Annotated in this window: 20 protein-coding genes; 12 read left to right on the plus strand and 8 right to left on the minus strand. The window is 59.7% G+C overall.

Annotated features, from left to right (window positions below):
- Positions 1–150: 150 nt before the first annotated feature.
- On the minus strand, positions 151–345 hold the full coding sequence (locus ACTNBY_RS05945) for a hypothetical protein (protein ID WP_441063785.1): 195 nt from the start codon (positions 343–345) through the stop codon (positions 151–153).
- A 107-nt stretch (positions 346–452) separates the two neighbouring features.
- Between ACTNBY_RS05945 and ACTNBY_RS05950 the strand changes: the two genes are divergently transcribed.
- From ACTNBY_RS05950 to ACTNBY_RS05960, 3 genes are all read left to right on the plus strand, one after another.
- Entirely contained in the window at positions 453–995 is a 543-nt protein-coding gene (locus ACTNBY_RS05950) for a DUF4352 domain-containing protein (RefSeq protein ID WP_427795827.1), read from the plus strand.
- Positions 996–1,034: 39 nt separating this feature from the next.
- On the plus strand, positions 1,035–1,457 hold the full coding sequence (locus ACTNBY_RS05955; protein WP_441063786.1) for an XRE family transcriptional regulator: 423 nt from the start codon (positions 1,035–1,037) through the stop codon (positions 1,455–1,457).
- A gap of 98 nt (positions 1,458–1,555) precedes the next feature.
- Positions 1,556–2,935 (plus strand): serine/threonine protein kinase, encoded by a 1,380-nt coding sequence (locus ACTNBY_RS05960; protein ID WP_441063787.1) that lies wholly within the window; start codon positions 1,556–1,558, stop codon positions 2,933–2,935.
- A 37-nt stretch (positions 2,936–2,972) separates the two neighbouring features.
- On the opposite strand, the gene ACTNBY_RS05965 is transcribed toward ACTNBY_RS05960, so the two are convergent.
- Both ACTNBY_RS05965 and ACTNBY_RS05970 read right to left on the minus strand, forming a co-directional pair.
- Positions 2,973–4,106: a coiled-coil domain-containing protein gene (locus tag ACTNBY_RS05965; protein WP_441063789.1), complete on the minus strand. Its 1,134-nt coding sequence runs from the start codon at positions 4,104–4,106 to the stop codon at positions 2,973–2,975.
- Positions 4,107–4,340: 234 nt separating this feature from the next.
- Positions 4,341–4,676 carry a hypothetical protein gene (locus ACTNBY_RS05970; RefSeq protein WP_441063790.1) on the minus strand — a complete coding sequence of 112 codons (336 nt, stop codon included), beginning with the start codon at positions 4,674–4,676 and terminating at the stop codon, positions 4,341–4,343.
- A 220-nt stretch (positions 4,677–4,896) separates the two neighbouring features.
- Here ACTNBY_RS05970 and ACTNBY_RS05975 point away from each other — a divergent pair, with 220 nt between their 5' ends.
- Together ACTNBY_RS05975 and ACTNBY_RS05980 are read left to right on the plus strand one after the other, a co-directional pair.
- Positions 4,897–6,153 carry a carboxylate--amine ligase gene (locus ACTNBY_RS05975; RefSeq protein WP_441063792.1) on the plus strand — a complete coding sequence of 419 codons (1,257 nt, stop codon included), beginning with the start codon at positions 4,897–4,899 and terminating at the stop codon, positions 6,151–6,153.
- An 85-nt stretch (positions 6,154–6,238) separates the two neighbouring features.
- Positions 6,239–6,985, plus strand: coding sequence for an aspartate/glutamate racemase family protein (locus tag ACTNBY_RS05980; protein WP_441063794.1), 747 nt, complete (start codon positions 6,239–6,241; stop codon positions 6,983–6,985).
- 194 nt (positions 6,986–7,179) lie between these two features.
- Here ACTNBY_RS05980 and ACTNBY_RS05985 read toward each other — a convergent pair whose 3' ends face one another.
- The 5 genes from ACTNBY_RS05985 to ACTNBY_RS06005 all read right to left on the minus strand — a co-directional run bounded on the left by ACTNBY_RS05985 (position 7,180) and on the right by ACTNBY_RS06005 (position 11,971).
- Positions 7,180–7,926, minus strand: coding sequence for an energy-coupling factor transporter transmembrane component T family protein (locus ACTNBY_RS05985; RefSeq protein WP_427727867.1), 747 nt, complete (start codon positions 7,924–7,926; stop codon positions 7,180–7,182).
- Positions 7,919–9,685 (minus strand): ABC transporter ATP-binding protein, encoded by a 1,767-nt coding sequence (locus ACTNBY_RS05990; RefSeq protein WP_441063795.1) that lies wholly within the window; start codon positions 9,683–9,685, stop codon positions 7,919–7,921. The genes ACTNBY_RS05985 and ACTNBY_RS05990 overlap by 8 nt, the downstream gene beginning before the upstream one ends.
- A 162-nt stretch (positions 9,686–9,847) precedes the next feature.
- On the minus strand, positions 9,848–10,417 hold the full coding sequence (locus ACTNBY_RS05995; RefSeq protein ID WP_427794869.1) for a tryptophan transporter: 570 nt from the start codon (positions 10,415–10,417) through the stop codon (positions 9,848–9,850).
- 144 nt (positions 10,418–10,561) lie between these two features.
- Complete coding sequence (locus ACTNBY_RS06000) at positions 10,562–10,792, minus strand: hypothetical protein (RefSeq protein ID WP_441015732.1); 231 nt, start codon at positions 10,790–10,792, stop codon at positions 10,562–10,564.
- Positions 10,793–11,053: 261 nt separating this feature from the next.
- Positions 11,054–11,971, minus strand: coding sequence for a diacylglycerol/lipid kinase family protein (locus tag ACTNBY_RS06005; RefSeq protein ID WP_441048604.1), 918 nt, complete (start codon positions 11,969–11,971; stop codon positions 11,054–11,056).
- 98 nt (positions 11,972–12,069) lie between these two features.
- Between ACTNBY_RS06005 and rnd the strand changes: the two genes are divergently transcribed.
- The 7 genes from rnd to ACTNBY_RS06040 all read left to right on the plus strand — a co-directional run bounded on the left by rnd (position 12,070) and on the right by ACTNBY_RS06040 (position 19,181).
- Positions 12,070–13,203: a ribonuclease D gene (gene rnd / locus ACTNBY_RS06010; RefSeq protein WP_154517283.1), complete on the plus strand. Its 1,134-nt coding sequence runs from the start codon at positions 12,070–12,072 to the stop codon at positions 13,201–13,203.
- 238 nt (positions 13,204–13,441) lie between these two features.
- Positions 13,442–14,146 carry a zinc metallopeptidase gene (locus ACTNBY_RS06015; RefSeq protein WP_441063797.1) on the plus strand — a complete coding sequence of 235 codons (705 nt, stop codon included), beginning with the start codon at positions 13,442–13,444 and terminating at the stop codon, positions 14,144–14,146.
- A 115-nt stretch (positions 14,147–14,261) separates the two neighbouring features.
- On the plus strand, positions 14,262–15,713 hold the full coding sequence (xseA, locus tag ACTNBY_RS06020) for an exodeoxyribonuclease VII large subunit (RefSeq protein ID WP_441063799.1): 1,452 nt from the start codon (positions 14,262–14,264) through the stop codon (positions 15,711–15,713).
- Positions 15,714–15,755: 42 nt separating this feature from the next.
- Entirely contained in the window at positions 15,756–16,022 is a 267-nt protein-coding gene (gene xseB / locus ACTNBY_RS06025; RefSeq protein WP_006234311.1) for an exodeoxyribonuclease VII small subunit, read from the plus strand.
- 155 nt (positions 16,023–16,177) lie between these two features.
- Positions 16,178–16,513: a histidine triad nucleotide-binding protein gene (locus ACTNBY_RS06030; RefSeq protein ID WP_441063801.1), complete on the plus strand. Its 336-nt coding sequence runs from the start codon at positions 16,178–16,180 to the stop codon at positions 16,511–16,513.
- Positions 16,514–16,660: 147 nt separating this feature from the next.
- A complete protein-coding gene (locus ACTNBY_RS06035) occupies positions 16,661–17,839 on the plus strand; it encodes an acetate/propionate family kinase (protein WP_006234305.1) in 1,179 nt (392 codons plus the stop codon).
- 163 nt (positions 17,840–18,002) lie between these two features.
- Positions 18,003–19,181: an acetate/propionate family kinase gene (locus tag ACTNBY_RS06040; RefSeq protein ID WP_427794871.1), complete on the plus strand. Its 1,179-nt coding sequence runs from the start codon at positions 18,003–18,005 to the stop codon at positions 19,179–19,181.
- Positions 19,182–19,489 lie beyond the last annotated feature (308 nt).

Here is a 19,489-nt window from a genome sequence, read left to right on the forward strand (position 1 = left end):
GCTAACCCGCCTGCCCCTCGCCGTCGTCGCGGCGTATCGCGCCCATCGTCTGCTTTGAGCCGCAGGCCGTGTCATTGCCGCCCACGATGGCCTTGTGGTTGTTGGATGTGGTCGGGCCCATGCGACCCTTGGGCGGTTCTCAGCCCGCATCTACCAGGATTCTGTCGAGCTCGTGCGAGCATCGAGCGTGCAGGGCATGCTCGAGAGCGTCGTCGTCCGTATGGACCACGCCGTGCAGGTTCGCCATGTCGGAAATCGAGGCAAGGCGCTGCAGGCGTAGAACCAGTAGTTCAAATCGATGTTGGCAAGCCTCGAGGTGTCATCGGCGATGGACACGCGCTTCATGCTCTTCTATATGGCAACCTTAGCTCTCAGCTAATGAATTCAAGTTTAATCCTTCCTACGATGTGCTGTGTACCGGCGCGGTAGCCGGATCGTAGGAAGGATGCATAATGAAAAAGCTCGAAAACGAAGTGCTGCTGAGCCGTCGCGCTGCACTTGGCGCATTCGCCACCGTCGCCTTGGGGACTGCCGGTCTTCTTGCCGGTTGTGGTAGCGATAAGGCGACCGTCACCGAGGACGCTGGCGATGGCGACAAGAAGGAAGAGGCGAAGAAGGAAGAGCAGCCTACGACTGACCTGGCGGTTGGCACGACGGTGACCACGGCTGCCGGTCTTTCCGTCGTTGTCGATTCCGTCCAGCCCGGCCTTACAAATTATGACGGTTCGACTATGACGGGCATTCACGTCACGTACGTCAACAATGGCGATGAGGGCGCAGATTACAATGTCTACGACTGGAAGGGCGAGGACGCCAACGGCGCCCAACAGAATCAGGGTTACTACAGCGAGGGCTCCGATGAGCTGCAGTCTGGTACCCTTTCCGCCGGTGGCTCCGTGGCGGGCAATATCTACTTTGATGGCGATATCAAGAAGGCACTGTATTTTGCCAACATGTTTGATAAGTCTGCCACTGCAAGCTGGGTGCTGGCCTAGCATGTCGCTACCGTTGCGCCGGATGGGAGGTGAAGTCGTATGCCCGATAAAAAGCTGACCGAGGAGTTGCTCAATGAGCTTCTCGATGCGCCGAACATTGATGGCTATATCAGGGAGCACGACTTTGCCGCCCCGTCGCTTTCGGATTACCTGAAGCAGCTACTGCAGGAAAAGGGCTTGGAGCGCTCGCGCGTGGTTCGTATGGCCGATCTCAATGAGACCTTTGGCTATCAGATCTTTACCGGTGTGCGTCATCCGAGTCGCAATAAGGTGCTGCAGATTGCCTTTGCGATGGCGCTGACGCTCAAAGAGACCAACCGTGCGCTGACGGCTGCCGGGGTAAGCGTCCTTAACTGCAAGGACCGCCGCGATGCGATTATCATCTTTTGCATCGATCGCGGGTGCAGCCTCCAAAAGGTCAACGAGGAGCTGTATCGCTTTGGCGAGGAGACGGTGAATTAGCCGCTGATATCTGAGCCGGCGGAGCTGTCGAACAACGATGCAAACGAACGGGGCGCGGATGCGATGGGGTGTCTGCGCCCTGCGCTATGATGGAGGCTATGGATACTCAGGCCCCAACATATTCCAATGACGAGCTGACCGCAGCGCTTGCCGAGCACCTGGCGTCGCTCGATCGCGACGACAGCTATCGCGTGGAGCGTGTACTTAAGCGCTCGTCCGTTGAAACAACCGAGCTCGTGTACTTTGAAGGAGCCGGCGGTGGTTCGCTCGGTCCCTTTGTCCGTAAACGCATCGATGCTTCGGCTCAAATCGGCGGGGCATACGAGCGTCTGTTTGCCGCTCAGCGGGCAGGCAGGCGTTTTGAGCACCTGCCCAGAATCGTCGATTGTCGTCGTTCGGGCGACGAGCTCAACGTGGTTATGGAATACATCGAAGGGGAGACACTCGGGGCACTGGTGGACCGTCTGGGATCCGCTCCCGATTATGCGCGTGAATTGTATCCTGTCCTTTGCGACGCCGTGGGCGAGCTCCATGCCGGTTTTGCAATGGCGGGGGAGGCTTCGGCGCCGGTGATCCATCGCGACCTCAAGCCGTCGAATATCATCGTGGCAGGTGCCAACTATACGCCTGATGACGGCCTGACGTTTTCATCGCTGGTGATTATCGACTTGGGGATCGCGCGCGTGTGGCGCGATGGCGCCGATGCCGATACTGTCAAGTTTGGGACACGGCCCTATGCGCCGCCCGAGCAGTATGGGTTTGGGCAGACGAGCGTGCGAAGCGACGTCTACGCACTTGGCGCCCTGTTGTTCTTCTGCTTGACGGGAGTCGACCCTAAACCAGGGCTCGACATGCGCGAGCAATGCGAGGCATGCGGCGTTCCCGGCCCATTGGCCGATGTCGTTTGCATGGCGATGGCGCTCGATCCGGCCAAGCGCTTTGCGAGTGCGGAAGCGTTGGGACGGGCGACGCGCGCGGCATACGATCTGAGTCGCCCCGTGCGGCCTCCTGCGCCTGCGCCTGTCCGTACTCCGGCCTCGGAGACGTTGTTGACGCCCCAAGGGCTCCAGAACCCCGCAAGGCTTCCTAGGCCTGCCACCTCCGCTGCATGCGGTCTGCTCTCTCGCGTTCCGGAGTCCCTGGGGCGCATTTGGAATACGCTCGTCTGCTTCTCGCTGCTTGTGTTCTTTGCCGGAAGTCACTTTGCCGTCTTTCAACCCACGGGAGCAAACCAAAGCTACCCGACGTGGCTTCTCATAATCGAGTATTTTTTCTTTGTCGATGGCCTTATGGCGCTTATGCATTTTGCGGTGCTCGATAAGCGCCGTCTACGTCGGCGATTCGCACTGCTCGACAGCTATCGCGGCAAGAAACTCGCGAAACTCTGGCTCAAGGCATTGGGTGTGCTGCTCCTATGCATGATCGTCATAGTCGCGGTTGCCAATGCGACCGGCGTCGTCGATACCTCCGCTACCTAAAAGAAAAGGGCCCCATTGGGGCCCTTTGCAGTTGCACTTAGATGCGGTTCATCTGAGCGGCGACTTTGTTGTACCAGTCCTGCCACGTGGGTGGGCAGTACTTTTTGGCCGCAGCCGGGGTAAGGGTGGAGCCGTAGTTGGCGCCCAGATAGGCAACGTGAGCGAAGATGCCCTCGCTCCAGCTGCCAAAGCTGCGCCAACCGCCGCCACGTGCACTCCAGCCCCAGGCGTTGTAAGAATTGGCGCAATAAGCACCCTTGGTGCTCTCGATGCAGGCGATGGCGGGGGACCAACGGGGGTCGACACCGGTATTCCAAGCGGCGACGGCAAAGTTATAGCCCTGGCCTGCCATAGGGGAGCCGGCGAGGTAATTGTCGATGCGGCTCGTCCACTCATTAATGAACGAATCGTAATCGGAACTACCGGTGTTGGCGTTGTTCACCGTGGTGTCGATGGTGGTGTTGGCGTTGGTGGCCTGGCTGCTGGAATTGCTGCCGCTCACGCCCTCGCCCGAGAGCTTCTCGGCGGCAGCGGCCTTATCGGCCTCAAGCTTGGCAAGCTCGGCGGCATTTTCCTGCTCGGCTTTTGCCTGTGCCTCGCTGCGGAGCTGCTGGGCCTGCGCCAGCGCATCCTCGGCGTTTTTCTGCTCTGCCTCAAGCTGAGACTTGGCCTGCTGGAGCTCGGCCTTGTTCTGCTCGAGTTCGGTTTGCATGTTATTGAGCTCTTCGATCTCGTCGACGCTCGAGCTCGTGATCTGGTTGGTGTATTTGCAGGTCGTGATGAACTCACCCAGGCTCTGTGCGTTGACCAGGAAGCTCACGATGGGGTTGGTGCCCTTCTGGTACTTATACAGATCGCGCATGGCGGAGCTTGCCTTGGCCTGCTGTTCGGGTAACTCGGCCTCAATCTTATCGATGTTCGCCTCATTGGAGTCGATCTGCTTCTGCAGATCGCCGAGCTTGGTGCGGGCATCGTTGTAGGCGCTCGTGGCGGCTTCGATCTTCTGCTGGGCGGCGGCAAGCTGATCCTGCGTTGCCTGCGAGGCGGCATACGCCGCGACGGGGGAGAGCATCGGCGTGGCCGTCAACGCAACGGCGAGCGCGGCGCTCGTGATGATACGAGCCGGCTTCGACGCGATGAGCGCTGCGGTGCGATGATTCGAATGCTGCATCCAGTCCCTCTGCAATCAATCGTAGGTTATTGTTCCTCAGGTATTCTACTACTGCTTTCGACCTCAACTTGAACCTTAAAGGTTTTAAAGGGTCAAGTTGAACTTGAGACTTTGGCTTTGACCTGCAGTTATATCGAATTGTTGAGAAACCATAGAGTTCAACTTTAACGTTACGGGGGCCTGTTTGGGACGGGCTTTGGACTGTGAAGGCTATCTCAACGTTGGGGTTTGTGGCTATAAGGCCCCATTGCGGCGAGCTTGCCCTACTTCGTTGAGCGCCTGGGCGGGGGTGAACGAACAGGTGCCGTCGCCGAGTTTGATTACCCCGATGTTGTCCCCGGCGTGGGCATCGGAGACGAGGCCAAACTGATCGATGGCGGTATCGTGTCCGCCGGCGACGGGCGTCTTGCGCGTGCCTTTGTGCGCCGATGTATCGATGGAGGTGATGTAGGCGGCACCGTCGTAAGCGTCGTTTGCGGTGCGCAGAGGAGCAGTCGCTTGCTCGCGCTGCGCCAACTCGCGTTTTGCGGCATCGAGGATGGGGTTATCGGTTGGAAGTTCCTGGATCACGCGTGCGCCTTTCACTCGGGGGTATCAATATGCTGAACCCTACAACAACGGTGGGTTCATTACCGTTTGTCATACGGCGGTGAGCGCGGCCTTCATGCTGGATAATTGCGTTGATTGTCATAGATACAGTGGAGCTTTAGGTGGAAACGGTCCGGCACGCTAAAATAAACAGGTTGCATAAAGACCGCCCGTCGTGGGCAGTTCTAGATAGGAAGTTTCCATGGCATTGCAGTTTACAGAGCGCGAGTTTATCCCCGTGCTGCTCGGTGGCGACATCAACGCCTATTCGGTGGCGCGCGCCTTTTACGAGGAGTATCAGGTCAAGAGCCTGGTCTTTGGCAAGTACCAGACCGGTCCTGCGTACCGCAGCCAGATTATCGACTACACGCCCAATGTGGATATCGACACCATGCCGGTCATGATCGAGACCATTAACGGTGTCGCGCAGGCCAATCCCGATAAGAAGATTATTCTCATGGGCTGCGGCGACAACTATGTCGCGCTTGCCGCACAGGCTCAGGATGCCGGCGAGCTCGCCTCAAACGTCATTGCGCCCTATGCGCCCTACAGCATGCTCGAACAGTGCCAGAAGAAGGAAATCTTCTACGAGCTGTGCGAGAAGCACGGTGTTCCCTATCCGCATACGTTTACCTTTACCATGGCCATGCTCAACGCCCGGGGCGAGGCTCCTGCCGAGGTGCTCGACCAGATTGATTTTCCCTTCCCGATGATCCTGAAGCCTTCCGACGGCATCATGTGGTGGGAGCACGAGTTCGAGGGCCAGAAGAAGGCCTACGAGATCGCCGATCGCGCCGAGCTGGAGCAGGTCATTCGCGACGTATACGCGAGTGGCTACACCGATGATCTGATCCTGCAGGATCGCGTGCCCGGCAACGACGAGTACATGCGCGTGCTTACCAGCTATTCCGACCGTAACGGCAAGGTGCGCATGATGTGCCTGGGCCACGTGCTGCTCGAGGAGCACCAGCCTCACGGCGTTGGCAACCACGCCTGCATCATCACCGAGCCCAATGACGAGCTCATGGGCGGCGTGCGCAAGTTGCTCGAGGACCTCAAGTTTACGGGCTTCTCCAACTTTGACGTCAAATATGACGAGCGCGACGGTTCGTTTAAGTTCTTCGACTTCAACACTCGCCAGGGCCGCAGTAACTACTACGTCACCAACAGTGGCTTTAACGTTGCCAAGTACGTAGTGGACGAGTATGTGTACAACCGCCCGTTTGTGCCCGAGTTTGTGACGGCGCAGAACGAGGCGCTGTGGATGGTTGTCCCCATGGGCGTGGTCGATAAATACGTCAAGGATCCCGAGCTGCGCGCTAAGGCGCATCGCCTGGTCAAGGAGGGTAAGGCCGCCGACCCCTCGTTTATGAAGGGCGACTTTGTCTTTAACCGCTGGCTGCGCATGTGGCACACCAAGCTGCGTCACTTTAAGCTGTTTAAGACGTATTACAAATAGGATGAACGTCGCGCCCGCCCGGTTTGTATCGGACGGGCGCGGGTATGATACGCGCAATGGTGCGAGCGTCACCAAGGAGGCGGCGATGGAAAAGCTGGGAGTTATCGGCGGTATGGGCGCCGAGGCCACGTCGTATTACTACGACCAGGTGGTGCGTCACACGGCTGCTACCTGTGATCAGGAACATATCGACATGGTGGTGCTCTCTAAGTCGACCATGCCCGACCGCACGCTGGCCATTAAGACCGGCGACCATACCGAGCTGCTGGCGACCATGAAGGAATGCGCGCAGGCGCTCGAGACGCTGGGCTGCGCGCACATTGCCATTCCCTGCAACACGTCGCACTACTTCTACGATCAGATTCAGTCGTTTACCTCGGTCCCCATCATCCATATGCCGCGCGAGTCGGTGCGCTATGCGCTTGCCGGCGTGGTGATGGGGGAGTGTGAGTTCGACCCCAACTTGAGCATGCCGGCCGAGCCGGTGCGCAAGATCGGCATCATGGGTACCGATGGCACCGTGGGTGCCGGCGTCTACGGTCGCGAGTGCGAGGCAGCGGGCGTCGAAGTCGTTTATCCCAGCGAGAAGCGCCAGGCCGATGTGATGTCGCTTATTTACGATGATGTGAAGGCAGGACGCGAGCCCGATATGGATAAGTTTGACCGAGTGATGTGGGAGTTTGCCCGCAGCGGCTGCGACCGCGTCATTCTGGCCTGCACGGAGCTTTCGGTGCTGCAAAAGTATCGCGAGATGCCCGAGATCACCCTCGACGCCATGGACGTTTTGGTACGCGAGTCCATCATCCGCAGCGGCGCCCCCTACCGCCTGTAGCTCTCGACCTGCCAAAAAGGGACAGGTTTATTTTGGTAGGTTTTATCTGGGAAAACAGTAAAGGCCTCGGCTCGTTTGTGCGAGCCGAGGCCTTTTGCATTTGTCGGTTGCTGCTTGGTGCTGGAGCTTAAAGGACGAGACTGACATTTGCCCATATAAAACCGACCAAAATAAACCTGTCCCTTTTTGGCAGGTTAGAACAAGAATCCGAGGACGATGAGGGCAATGCTGGCAATAAGTATGGCAATGTCCATGCCCTTAATGGGATAGCGCTTGTACGAGCTCGCGCGCGTACGCAGATAAAAGCCACGTTGCTCGGCCGCCAGGGCAGTGGCATCGGTCTTGCCCACGGAGCTCACCAGCAGCGGCACGCAGAGCGGTAGCATGAGCTGGATCTTCTTGAGGGGGTTCTTGGTGTCGTATTCAACGCCGCGCGCGGTCTGCGCCTCCATGATGGCGTTCATCTCCTGGCTAAAGACCGGTACAAAGCGCAGCGCCGTGGTAAACGTGAACGCATAGCGGTACGGCACGTGCAGCACCTCCACGCAAGCGTTGGCGAGATCGCCGAGCTGCGTGATGGTGAGCATGAGGATGAGCGGCAGCGCCACGCCGAGCAGGCGAAGCGCCGCCTTGGTGCCGGTGATAAGACCATCTGTGGTAATCCAGGCAAAGATGGGGGCTCCGGTGCGGATAAAGGCGGTCTGCAGGACCAGCATGATTAGTGAGAGCGGCACCATGAGCTTGACGAGCGAGACGAGGCCTGCGGTCGATTTGGCGTAGATGCCCAAGATAAAAGTCAGCACAAGCAGGGCGATCAGGAGCACATAAGTGTCGCCGAGGAAGGTCGCCAAGATAATAGCCGCGGCCAGGGCTAGCTTGGTCACGGGGTTCAGCCGGTGCAGCAGTGAGTCTCCGGGCACGTAGTCGATCACGTTAGTCATGCTTGAGCATCTCCTTTACCAGGTCGACCAGATCGGAGACCTGACTGATTCCGGCGAATCGGGGCGAAACGTCGCGCGCGAGTTCTTTGGACAGGGCCACAACCTGCGGTGGCTCCACGTAGGCGGCGCGCATGAGGGCATCGTCGGCGAAGATCCGGTTCGCGTCGCCGCGCTCGAGGATGCGTCCGTCTGCCATGACTACCAGGCGCTGGGCAAAGTCCGAGACGACCTCCATGTCGTGGCACACCATGATCACGGCGCAGCCGCGCTCGGCCATCTCGCTCACCGTCTCCATCACGGTCATGCACTCGCGGTAATCGAGGCCGCTCGTGGGCTCATCGAGCAGAACCACCTGTGGATCGAGCACAACCACGGACGCTAGGGCGACCATCTGTCGCTGTCCGCGCGAAAGCGAGAACGGCGATTCGTCCAAGGGCAGCCCAAAGCGCTCCGCCGCCACCCGTGCACGCTGGCGGGCCTCGTCGGTGCCGACACCGTGCAGTTCAAGACCAAAGGCAACCTCGTCGAGTACGGTGTCGCGGCAGAGCTGGCGGTCGGGGTTCTGGAACAGCGTCGCGCATTTTGCAGCGATCGCGCTGGTGGGGACGTCGGCGGTGTTCATCCCCGCCATACGCACGGTTCCCGACGCTGGATGCAGAAGGCCGTTCAACAGCTTGGTGAGCGTGGTCTTGCCAGCACCGTTCTGGCCGATGATGCCTACGAGCTCGCCGGGATAGACGCACATGTTGAGGTTGCTGACCGAGGCACCGCCATGGGGGTAGGCAAAGGTCACATCGGTGAGTTCGACTACTGGCTCCTGATTGACGCCGCGGGGGACCGCCGGGATATGGGGAGAGGTCTCGGGCACATCGGCGGGCGCGTCCTTGCTTGTTGCATCCGCAAGTAAGGACGAGATAAGCTGGTGCGCTTCGGAAACATTGAGGCAGGGCGCCTGATCGCTCGGCAACAGACCCACTTCTGCCAGGCTGTTCGCGATGCGCGCGACGCGGGGACTGTCGACGCCCATCTGGCGCAGCTCGCTTGCGTGGGCAAAGACCTGGTGGGGTTCGCCGTCAAACGCGAGCTTGCCGTCTGCCATGACGAGGACGCGGCTGCAGTATTTCGACAACAGCGCGACCTTCTGCTCGATAACAACCACGGTGATGCCGTGTTCGCGGTTGATCTGGCGCAGCGTGTCAAAAACGAGCGTGGAGCTTGCCGGGTCGAGCGCTGCCGTGGGCTCGTCGAGCACGAGCACGTTGGGCGCCATGGCGATGATCGCGGCGATTGCGACTTTCTGCTTCTGCCCGCCCGAAAGCGTGGCAATCTCGCGGTGGCGCAGGTCGCTAATGCCGACGGTCGTCAGCGTCTGGCTGATGCGCTCCTCGATTTGATCGTGCGGTATGCCAAAGTTCTCGAGGCCAAAGAGCATCTCGTCTTCAACGATGGGCGCAACCATCTGGGCATCGATGTCCTGCAGCACGCTTCCCACCATGCGCGAGATATCCGTGAGGGTGATCTCGCAGGTGTCGCGGTCATCGACGAGCGTGGCTCCAAAGAGCTGGCCGGTGTAATGGTGGGGGATGGCTCCGCTCATAACGGCGGCAAGCGTCGATTTGCCGGCGCCTGAGGGGCCGATGACGCCCACAAACTCACCCTTTTCGATGGCGAGTGAGACGTGATCGAGGGCATTCTGCGCCTCGTGCCCATAGGAAAATGAGACGTCATCGAGCTTGATGATGGTATTGCTGGAGCTCATGGGGGCCTTTCTATCGTAAAAGAGCACCGGCCGCAAAACGACCGGCGGTCTACATGGTAGCAAGTATTACTACTTGGAGAAGACCTTCTTGAGCGGAATGCTGAGGGCCTGGACCAGGATGGCGTTGAAGACGGCGGTGCCTGCGTGTGGCCTGTCAGCTACTTAGTCGTTAAGCTTGAGGGCCTTCTTAATGGGGATGTAGAGGGCGGTCACGATGATGGCGTTGGCAACACCGGTGGCGACGACGACAGGAGCCATGACGCCCATGAAAGCCGGGTTGTTCATGACGCCAAAGGAGAAGATCGCCGCGTAGATCATGCCGGAGATGAAGGTGACAACAAAGGTGCTGACGAGCGGGAGCAGGCCCTTGACCTTGGAGTCGGCGAGCACGGAGACGAGCAGAGCCATGACCATGGCGGCGACGGGCTCGGCGATCAGGTCGGGGCCCTTGACGGAGGCGGTGATTTGGATTACCACGCCGGCGAGGAGGCCGATAATCGCGGATTGGCCGATGTTGGGCTTGACGATGAGAATCTCGAGGCAGAAAGCCGCGATGATGAACTCGGGCGAGAGGAAGCCTCCGGTGAGGCCGCTAAAGAACTTGGAGACGGTCATGTTGAGGACGAAACCGGCGGCGAGGAGGATGGCATAGAGAGTGAGTGCCTTGAGGTCGAGTTTGCCGCGGTCAGTGGTCTGGACGGTGCGGGGCTGGGCGGTGGTGTTCTGAGACATGTTGAAAATCCTTTCGGAAGGGGAGTGTAAGGGAAAAGCGGAGGCGCGTGATGCGAATGCGATCGGGCTCGAGATAGAAAAAGGCCCCCGGTCGAAACCGGAGGCCTTTCAATCACCTAGAGCGCAAAAACAGGCGTGAGGGACTCACTGTCGACCGATCGTATTCGCATCACGCCACCACCAGTTGTTGAGGGACTTCATCGCGTTCTTCATCTTGGTGGCTCCTTTCGTGATGCCATGGCGCAGTCGCACCTTGTTTCTGTTGCGTTGCACTATAGCACAGCAAAGTGTTTGCGGGGAATCTTTTTTGAAAGATTTCAGCGACGTTTCCCGCCGGTCGAAGGGGCGGGCTGAGCGGGGGGCGACCTTGGCCATCCCGCCCGCGCCTTAAGGTGTGGGGTTCTTAGGCCTTCTTGCGACGATAGATCACGAAGCCACAGACACCGATGATGATGGCGCCAACACCCATGGCGGCCATGTTGTTGCCCTTGGACTTCTCCTCGGTGATTGGATGAATATCATACCAATGTGGATTTACTTCTTTCGGCGGTGAATCAGGTTGATGGCGTAGCCCACGAGCAGGGCCAGAACGATGACGATAAAGCCAAGGATAGGGTTGTCGTTCACGGGGTTCTCCTATTTTCCGAGTGGTGAGAATTCGTCGACGATGAGGTCGAGGCATTGCGGAAGCGCGCGGGCGCCAAAGACACCGGAGTTGCTGGAGATGATCTCGCCATCGAACTGCATACCCAGCGACGGCGTGCAGGTAATCTTGGCTTCCTTGGTCTGGATAATCTTAAACTGCGGGCGGCCGAGCACCTTGCCGGCGGGGTCGAGCGCGGCGGTGATCACCGTGGGGAGCAGCTGCACCGTGCGCACGGGTTCAATAACGACGATGTCGACCATGCCGTCGTTCATGCGGCAGCTGGGGAATAGGTTGATGTCGTTTTGGATGACTGAGGTATTGCCCGCCATGCAGCAGATGCCGTCGAGCTCCTCGACCATGCCGTCGTGTTCAATGGTAAAGTGCGCCACCGTGGGGTTGGGCGTGGCGAGCGCGGAGAGGAAGTAGGCGATCTCGCCAATGTCGTTTTTGGTGGGAGCGGCCTTCATCATGATCTCGGCGTCGAAGCCCGAGCCGGCGATGATGATAAAGCCGTGGCGCTTCTCGTTACCGTTCTCGTCGATCCAAAAGAGCTCACCCATGTCCACCTTGACCGTGCGGCCGGCGCGGCAAGCCTTGGCAAGCGCCGCCGCCTCGGGGGCATTACCGATGTTGTTAAAGAACAGGCAGGCCGTGCCGGAGGGGAAGATGAGCGTAGGGACACCGCACCCGCGCATCTGGTCGAGCACGTTGGAGACGGTGCCGTCGCCGCCCGAAACGACTACGCGGTCGAACTCACGAACGTCCGCTACCGCGTCCTCGGGCTCCATGCCATCGCCGATAAAGCGCATTACGACCTCGTCGCCGCCCTGTGCAAGAGCGTGCGTGAATGCGTAGATTTCATCGGAGCTGGGACCCGATGCCGGGTTGTGGATGATAAGGCAGCGCATACTTACGTTCCCGTTCTGTGACTAACCGAGTATAGTTGTAGGGCAATGACGATATCCTACCCGTGTTTTTCGGGCCTAACCTTATTCGATGGGTTGATATGTACATTTCCACACATCAGGCTCTACTCGACTTTTGTCAGCGCGCTCGTGAGTTCGATGCGATTGCCGTCGATACCGAGTTTTTGCGCGAGCGCACGTTTCATCCGCGCCTGTGCCTGGTTCAGATTGCCACCCCTGCCGAGAGCGTCGCGGTCGATCCTTTGGTGATCGACGACCTGTCGCCGCTGGCCGAGCTTATGGCCGACGAGAGCGTGGTCAAGGTCTTCCACGCCTGCTCGCAGGATATGGAGGTCATGCTCCATACTGTGGGTGCGCTGCCGCGTCCGATTTTTGACACGCAGGTCGCCGCCGCCTTTTTGGGTGAGCGCCAGCAGATTTCCTACGGCGCGCTCGTTCAGACGTTCTGCGGCGTATCGCTGCCCAAGACCGAGTCGCTGACCGATTGGTCGCGCCGCCCGCTGAGCGATAAGCAGATTGAGTACGCGATCGATGACGTCAAGTATCTGATCGTCGCCTATACCGAGATGATGAGCCGCCTGCGTGAGCTGGGCCGTGTGGATTGGGTGCTCGACGAGTTGCGCCCGCTGGCAGACGAGTCGCACTACCGCGCCGACCGGCATGAGGCATTCCGCAAGGTCAAGCGCATCAACTCGTGTAGCCGCCATCAGCTGGGCATTGCGCGCGAGCTTGCCGCCTGGCGCGAGGACCGCGCCGAGCGCCGCAACATCCCGCGCAAGTGGGTCATGTCCGACGATACGCTGCTGGCGCTCGTCAAGCGCAATCCTGTGCGCGTTGAGGAGTTCCGCAGCATCCGCGGCACCGATCAACTGGGGGAGCGCGATGTGGACGGCGCGCTCATGGCCATTAAGCGCGGCGCGAGCTGCCCGCACGATCGCCTGCCGCTCATGGTGCGCGGACATCGCCAGATCTCTCCGGAGCTGGAGAGCGTGACGGATCTCATGTACGCGCTCATTCGCCTGGTTGCCGAGCGTTCGGGCGTGGCGACCTCGGTCATTGCCTCGCGCGATGACCTAGCCGACTATATTGAGCATCCCGAGCAGAGCCCTTTGCGCGAAGGTTGGCGCTTTGAGCTTGTGGGCTCGCGCCTGGACGATCTGCTCTCGGGCAACATGGGGTTGACGGTGAAGGACGGCAAAATCGAGCTCCTGTAGGTATATGGTTACGCGGTTTTACCAAACCGCGTAACAACTCGACGCTGCAAACGGCCGAGAGCGGCAATCTGACGTTCAATCGTCGCTCGCGTACCAAAGTACGCGTCGCTTCTCTTTCACGTCACCTTGCTCGCTCTCGGCCGTTTTCGCTGACATTGCCAAAACATCGATGTTGATTTGCTGGTCAGTCGAATGGGTAGAATGCCTCCAACGTGTAACTCGATTCGGAGGAATTCGCATGCCCTATTACTATGGTTATGGCTTTGGCATCGACCCGCTGTACCTGCTGGTCGTCCTTGTTTGTACGGTGCTCGGTCTTGCCGCGCAGAGCTATATCAACTCGACGTATAAAACCTGGTCCAAGGTTCGCTCGGACGGCGACACGGGCGCTGCGGTCGCGCGCCGCATGCTCGACGCCAGCGGTTGCAATGCCGTGGGTATCAAGAGCGTTGCCGGTGAGCTCACCGACCATTACAACCCGCAGGATAACAACCTGTATCTCTCGGATGCCAACCGTTCGGGCGGATCGGTCGCAAGCGTTGCCGTCGCCTGCCACGAGGCGGGCCACGCCGCCCAGCGCCAAAGCGGCTATGCCATGATGAAGGTGCGCACTGCCCTGGTCCCGGTCGTCAACTTTACCCAGAACACCTGGACCATCGTGTTGCTCTTGGGCCTGTTTATGAACATCGCGGGGCTCACGACCCTCGCGCTGGTCTTCTTCTCGTTTAGTGTGTTGTTCCAGCTGGTTACGCTGCCGGTCGAGATTGATGCCAGCCGCCGCGCCGTGGCGTATATCGAGCAGTCGGGCATGAGTTCCAAGCAGGTCAACGGTGCCAAGAAGGTGCTGACGGCAGCCGCGCTTACCTATGTGGCCGCAGCACTCACCTCGATCATTCAGCTGCTCTACCTGATGGCTCGCTACAACAGAAACTCCAACCGATAACAAATTGGCTTGACAGGCGCCGCGGGGATTTGTGTCCCCGCGGCGCTGTACTATGTGTTGGACTTGAATTTGCGCAGGGCTGGAGCCTTTGTGCGCGATAACGAAAGGAGGCTGCGTGGCAGGCTGGAATCTAACCGGCAATGCTGTTTCCGCCGAGTTTGACGGCTCGGACGATCGGGAGCGCAAGGAACTCAGCGTGAGCCAGGCGGTGGAGATCGCCGCCGGTGCACTCGATGCTATTCCGCAGCTGAGTGTCTTGGGCGAGGTCACGGGTTTTCGTGGCCCCAATGCCCGAAGCGGCCACTGCTACTTCCAGATTAAGGACGATTCGGCCGCCGTTGACTGCATCATTTGGAAGGGTGCCTATCTCAAGCGCACGTTCGATCTGCGCGACGGCATGCAGGTGAGCTTTAAGGGTAGCTTCAATCTCTATAAGCCCACGGGCCGCATGAGTTTTGTCGCCCGCTCGTTTTCGCTGGCGGGGGAGGGTCTGCTGCGTCAACAAGTGGCGCAACTGGCCGAAAAGCTGAGCCGCGAGGGCCTGATGGACGAAGCACGCAAGCGCCGCATCCCGGTGTTCTGTTCACGCGTGGCGGTCGTCACCTCGCTTTCGGGTGCCGTAATCGATGACGTCAAGCGCACATTGCGTCGTCGCAACCCACTCGTCGAGCTCGTTTGCGTGGGTGCCAAGGTTCAAGGCGAGGGTGCGCCGGCAGAGCTCATTGAGGGTTTGCGTCGCGCCGCTTCCATTACGCCGGCGCCCGATTGCATTTTGCTGGTGCGTGGCGGCGGCTCCTTCGAGGACCTTATGACCTTCAATGACGAGGAGCTTGCCCGTGCGGTGGCGGCTTGTCCTGTGCCCGTGGTGACCGGCATTGGCCATGAGCCCGATACCTCGATCTGCGACATGGTGAGCGACCGTCGCGCCTCCACGCCCACGGCGGCGGCAGAATCGGTGGCGCCGGCTATGACGGAGTTGGCCGACGTGCTCGAGACGCGCCATCAGCGTCTGGGCGCCGCGATGGCTTCGATGATCGGGTCGGATCAGGTCGATCTGGAAATGCTCGATCAGCGTGGTCGCCGCGCTTGGGACACCTATACGGCTCGTCTGGGCGACGCGCTCGATGCGGCCGCGTGCCGCCCGTGCCTCAACGACCCCACATTTATGGTCGAGCGTCGCGAGTCCGAGCTTGCCCTGACGGCCGATCGCCTGTCCGGCGCCATAACGCGTTCGGTTGGGGCCTTCCGCTCCGACTTTGAGCGCCTGCCTGAGCGTCTGGTTGCAAGCACCTCGGGGCTCGATGGCAAGCGCCACGCGCTCACGCTTGCGAGCTCCCGTCTGGAGCATCAGGGGCGCACGATGCTCAGCAAGCCCGCGTCCGACCTGGGCAGAGCTGCTGCGTCGCTCGATGCCTTGTCGCCGCTCAAGGTGCTTGCCCGCGGTTACTCCATCGCGTACAGCGAGGACGGTGTGGCTACGAGCGCCAAGACCTTTAAGCCGGGCGACGCCATCCGCGTGCGCATGGCGGACGGCAACGTGGCAGCAACGGTCGATACGGTCGAGTAGGCCGCGTTTCATAGTGATAGACCTTTAGGAAAGGAAATAGATATGGCAGAGAAGACCCCGGTCGAGCAGCTTACGTACAAGCAGGCCTCGCAGGAGCTGGAACTCATCATCCGCAGCCTGGAGTCGGGCGACATGGAGCTCGAGGAGTCGCTCGAGAGCTATACCCGCGGCGTCGAGCTCCTCAAGAGCCTACGCACCCGCCTGTCCGATGCCGAGCAGAAGGTCTCGGTGCTCCTTAAGGACGTCGACGGCAACGACGTGCTCGCCGACGGCGAAGCCGCCAACACCGACGACAACCTCTCGTTCTAACCACCTCGCAGCCTACTTTGGGGTAGTCTTTTTGGGACGGGGCTTTTTTGACTACCCTTGCGCGACGGCTCGCCAGGTGCCTGCGCTTGCGAAAAAGTAGTCAAAAAAGCCCCGTCCCAAAAAGACTACCTTGGTCTGTGAGAAAGGAACCAACCATGTGTGATTGCATCTTCTGCAAAATTGCCAACCACGAGATCCCCTCAACCGTTGTCTATGAGGACGATCAGGTCATCGCCTTCGATGACCTCAACCCCCAGGCGCCGGTCCACACGCTCGTAATCCCCAAGAAGCACTACAGCGACATCGCCGACAACGTACCTGCCGAGACCATGGGCGCCATGGCCCACGCCATCCAGGAGGTCGCTAAGGCCAAGGGCCTGGAGTACGGCTTCCGCGTCATCTCCAACAAGGGCGTCAATGCCGGTCAGACCGTCATGCACTTCCACATGCACGTCCTCGGCGGCAAGAACCTGGGCGAGAACCTCATCTGAGGACGCTTCTTCCGTGGGATGAGGCGAAAGCTTAGGCACCGATAACTTATATATCAACGCAATAAACCCGAGCGCGAGGGCGTTTGGGTTTATTATTGAAGCGTATGTAACCTGGCGGCGCCACACCGCCTGTTAGTAGGGAGACACATGAACGTTCTGGTCGTCAACGCAGGATCTTCGACCCTTAAGTATCAGGTCATCGATACCAAGTCCCACAAGGTGTCCGCAAAGGGCTCCTGCGAGCGCGTCTGCTTTACCGGCGGTACCTTCACCCACGCTGCCAACGGTTCCAAGAAGGTGACCGAGAACATCGAGTTCCCCGACCACAAGGTCGCCATCGAGGTCGTCCTGAAGGACCTCGAGGCCAACGGCGTCAAGATCGAGGGCATCGGCCACCGTATCGTTCAGGGCGGTTGGTACTTCGGCGATTCCTCCCTCGTCGACGAGGACGTCCTCGCCAAGATCCGCGAGGTCGCTCCGCTCGCCCCGCTGCACAACAACCCCGAGGCCAACGTTATCGAGTACTGCCTCGAGCAGTATCCCGACCTGCCCAACGTCACGGTCTACGACACCGCTTTCCACTTCAATATGCCCGAGGTCGCCAAGACCTACGCCCTGCCCAAGGACGTCTGCGACAAGCTGCACATCCGTAAGTACGGCGCCCACGGCACCAGCTACCGCTACATCTCCAAGAAGGTTGCCGAGATGACCAACGGCGAGGCTCGCAAGGTCGTCGTGTGCCACATCGGTTCCGGCGCTTCCCTGTGCGCTATCGAGGACGGTAAGTGCATGGACACCACCATGGGCTTGACGCCGCTCGACGGTGTCATGATGGGCACCCGCTGCGGCTCCATCGACCCGGCTACCGTGTGCTACCTGCAGCGCGAGGGTGGCTACACCTTCGACGAGGTCGACGAGATGATGAACAAGAAGTCCGGCCTTTTGGCTGTGACCGGCGGCAAGACCAACGACTGCCGCAACGTCGAGGAGCTCGCCGCTGCTGGTGACCCCGAGGCTCAGCTCGCCTTCGATATGTTCGTCTACAAGATTGCCGCCAAGGCTGCCGAGATGGCCACTTCCATGTGCGGTATGGACACCCTGGTCTTTACCGCCGGCATCGGCGAGCACGCTCCGGCCGTTCGCGCCGGCGTGGCCGATCGTCTGGCCTTTATGGGCGTTAAGATGGATCATGCCCGCAACGCCCTGCGTGGCGACGGCGCCTGGTGCCTGTCCGCCAAGGATTCCAAGGTCAAGATCTTCGTCATCCCCACGGACGAGGAGTTCATGATTGCTTCCGACGTTGAGCGCATCGTCAACGGCAAGTAATTGCAAGAGGGGAGGGGCTGGGCGATCGAGCGCCGTTCGGCCCCTCTTTTGCGCTCGTTGGGCGATATGCTGATAGCTATTTATCAAGATATGATAACTTCTTATTAACATGCGGCCGCCTTAAGGGGTCTGCGTCGACCGTATTGCACTGCAAAGGAGTCTCATGAACGTACTTGTTGTCAACGCCGGCAGCTCAAGCCTTAAATATCAGCTTTTGGATACCGATACCCGCAAGGTTTTCGCCAAGGGCAACTGCGAGCGTATCGGATCGGACATGGGCGTCTTTGGCCACTCCGAGAACGGTGGCGCCAAGCAGACCGAGGAGGTCCCTTTCCCCGATCATCGCTCTGCTATCGCTCGTGTGCTCGAGGAGCTTGAGAAGACCGACTTTACGATTGATGGCATTGGGCATCGTATCGTTCAGGGCGGCTGGCACTTCGATGATTCCGCGGTCGTCGACGACGAGGTCATGGCTAAGATCCTTGAGGTGGCACCGCTCGCCCCGCTGCACAATTACGGCGAGGCCGCGGCAATCGAATATTGCCGCGAGAAGTATCCGGAGCTGCCCAACGTGGCCGTCTTCGACACCTCGTTCCACATGACTATGCCCGAGGTCGCCTACACCTACGCGCTGCCCAAGGACGTGTGCGACAAGTACCACGTGCGCAAGTACGGCGCACACGGTACGAGCCACCGCTACGAGTGGATGATGGCCAAGGAGATCCTGGGCTCGCGCTGTCACCGTCTGCTTTCGTGCCATCTGGGCAACGGCGCTTCGCTCGCCGCCATCGAGGACGGCGTGTGCCGCGACACCACGATGGGCCTCACACCGCTCGATGGCCTGATGATGGGCACCCGTTGTGGTTCCATTGACCCGGCCACCGTGTGCTACCTCCAGCGCGAGGGCGGCTACAGCTATCAGGAAGTCGATGACATGATGAACAAGCAGTCTGGTCTGCTTGCCATCTCGGGTATCTCCAACGACGCCCGCGACATCCGCACGCGCGCCTCCGAGGGCGATGAGCGCTGCCTGCTCGCCTTCGACATGTTCGCCTACAAGGCCATGCAGCAGGCCGGTTCCATGATCGCATCCATGGCGGGCGTGGACACCATCACCTTTACCGCCGGCATCGGCGAGAACGACTGGTCGATCCGCAAGGCCTTCTGCGACTGCTTTGAGTGGCTGGGCGTACGCATCGACAACAACAAGAACCGCGAGGCCGTGGGCAACGGCCCGCAGGTCATCAGCGCCGCCGGTTCCGCCGTCACCGTCATGGTCATCCCCACCGACGAGGAATACATGATCGCCCACGACGTCGAGCGTCTGACCGCGAACAACTAACGCGCCGATTGCATGTAAAAAAGGCCTCCTGAGCAACAGCTCGGGAGGCCTTTTTTACTAGCAGAAGGACAGCGGAAACTCCATCCCGTTTCGAGCACAAATTCTGGGACACGCTTTCCGGTTGAGGCACGTTGCGGAAAGTGCGACCCACAATAAAGCAAAATTCCGTCCCACAGTTTCCCAAACAAGCCCCAAGCGGAAGCTACATCCCACAATCCGCCTCCAAACCGGGACACGCTTTCCGGCACAACAACCGCCGAGGCCCTATCAGCCTTTCAAATCCAAAGTGACCATATCCGCATCGTTTG

It is taken from the genome of Collinsella sp. HCP28S3_E12, from assembly GCF_052065595.1.
Lineage (GTDB): Bacteria > Actinomycetota > Coriobacteriia > Coriobacteriales > Coriobacteriaceae > Collinsella.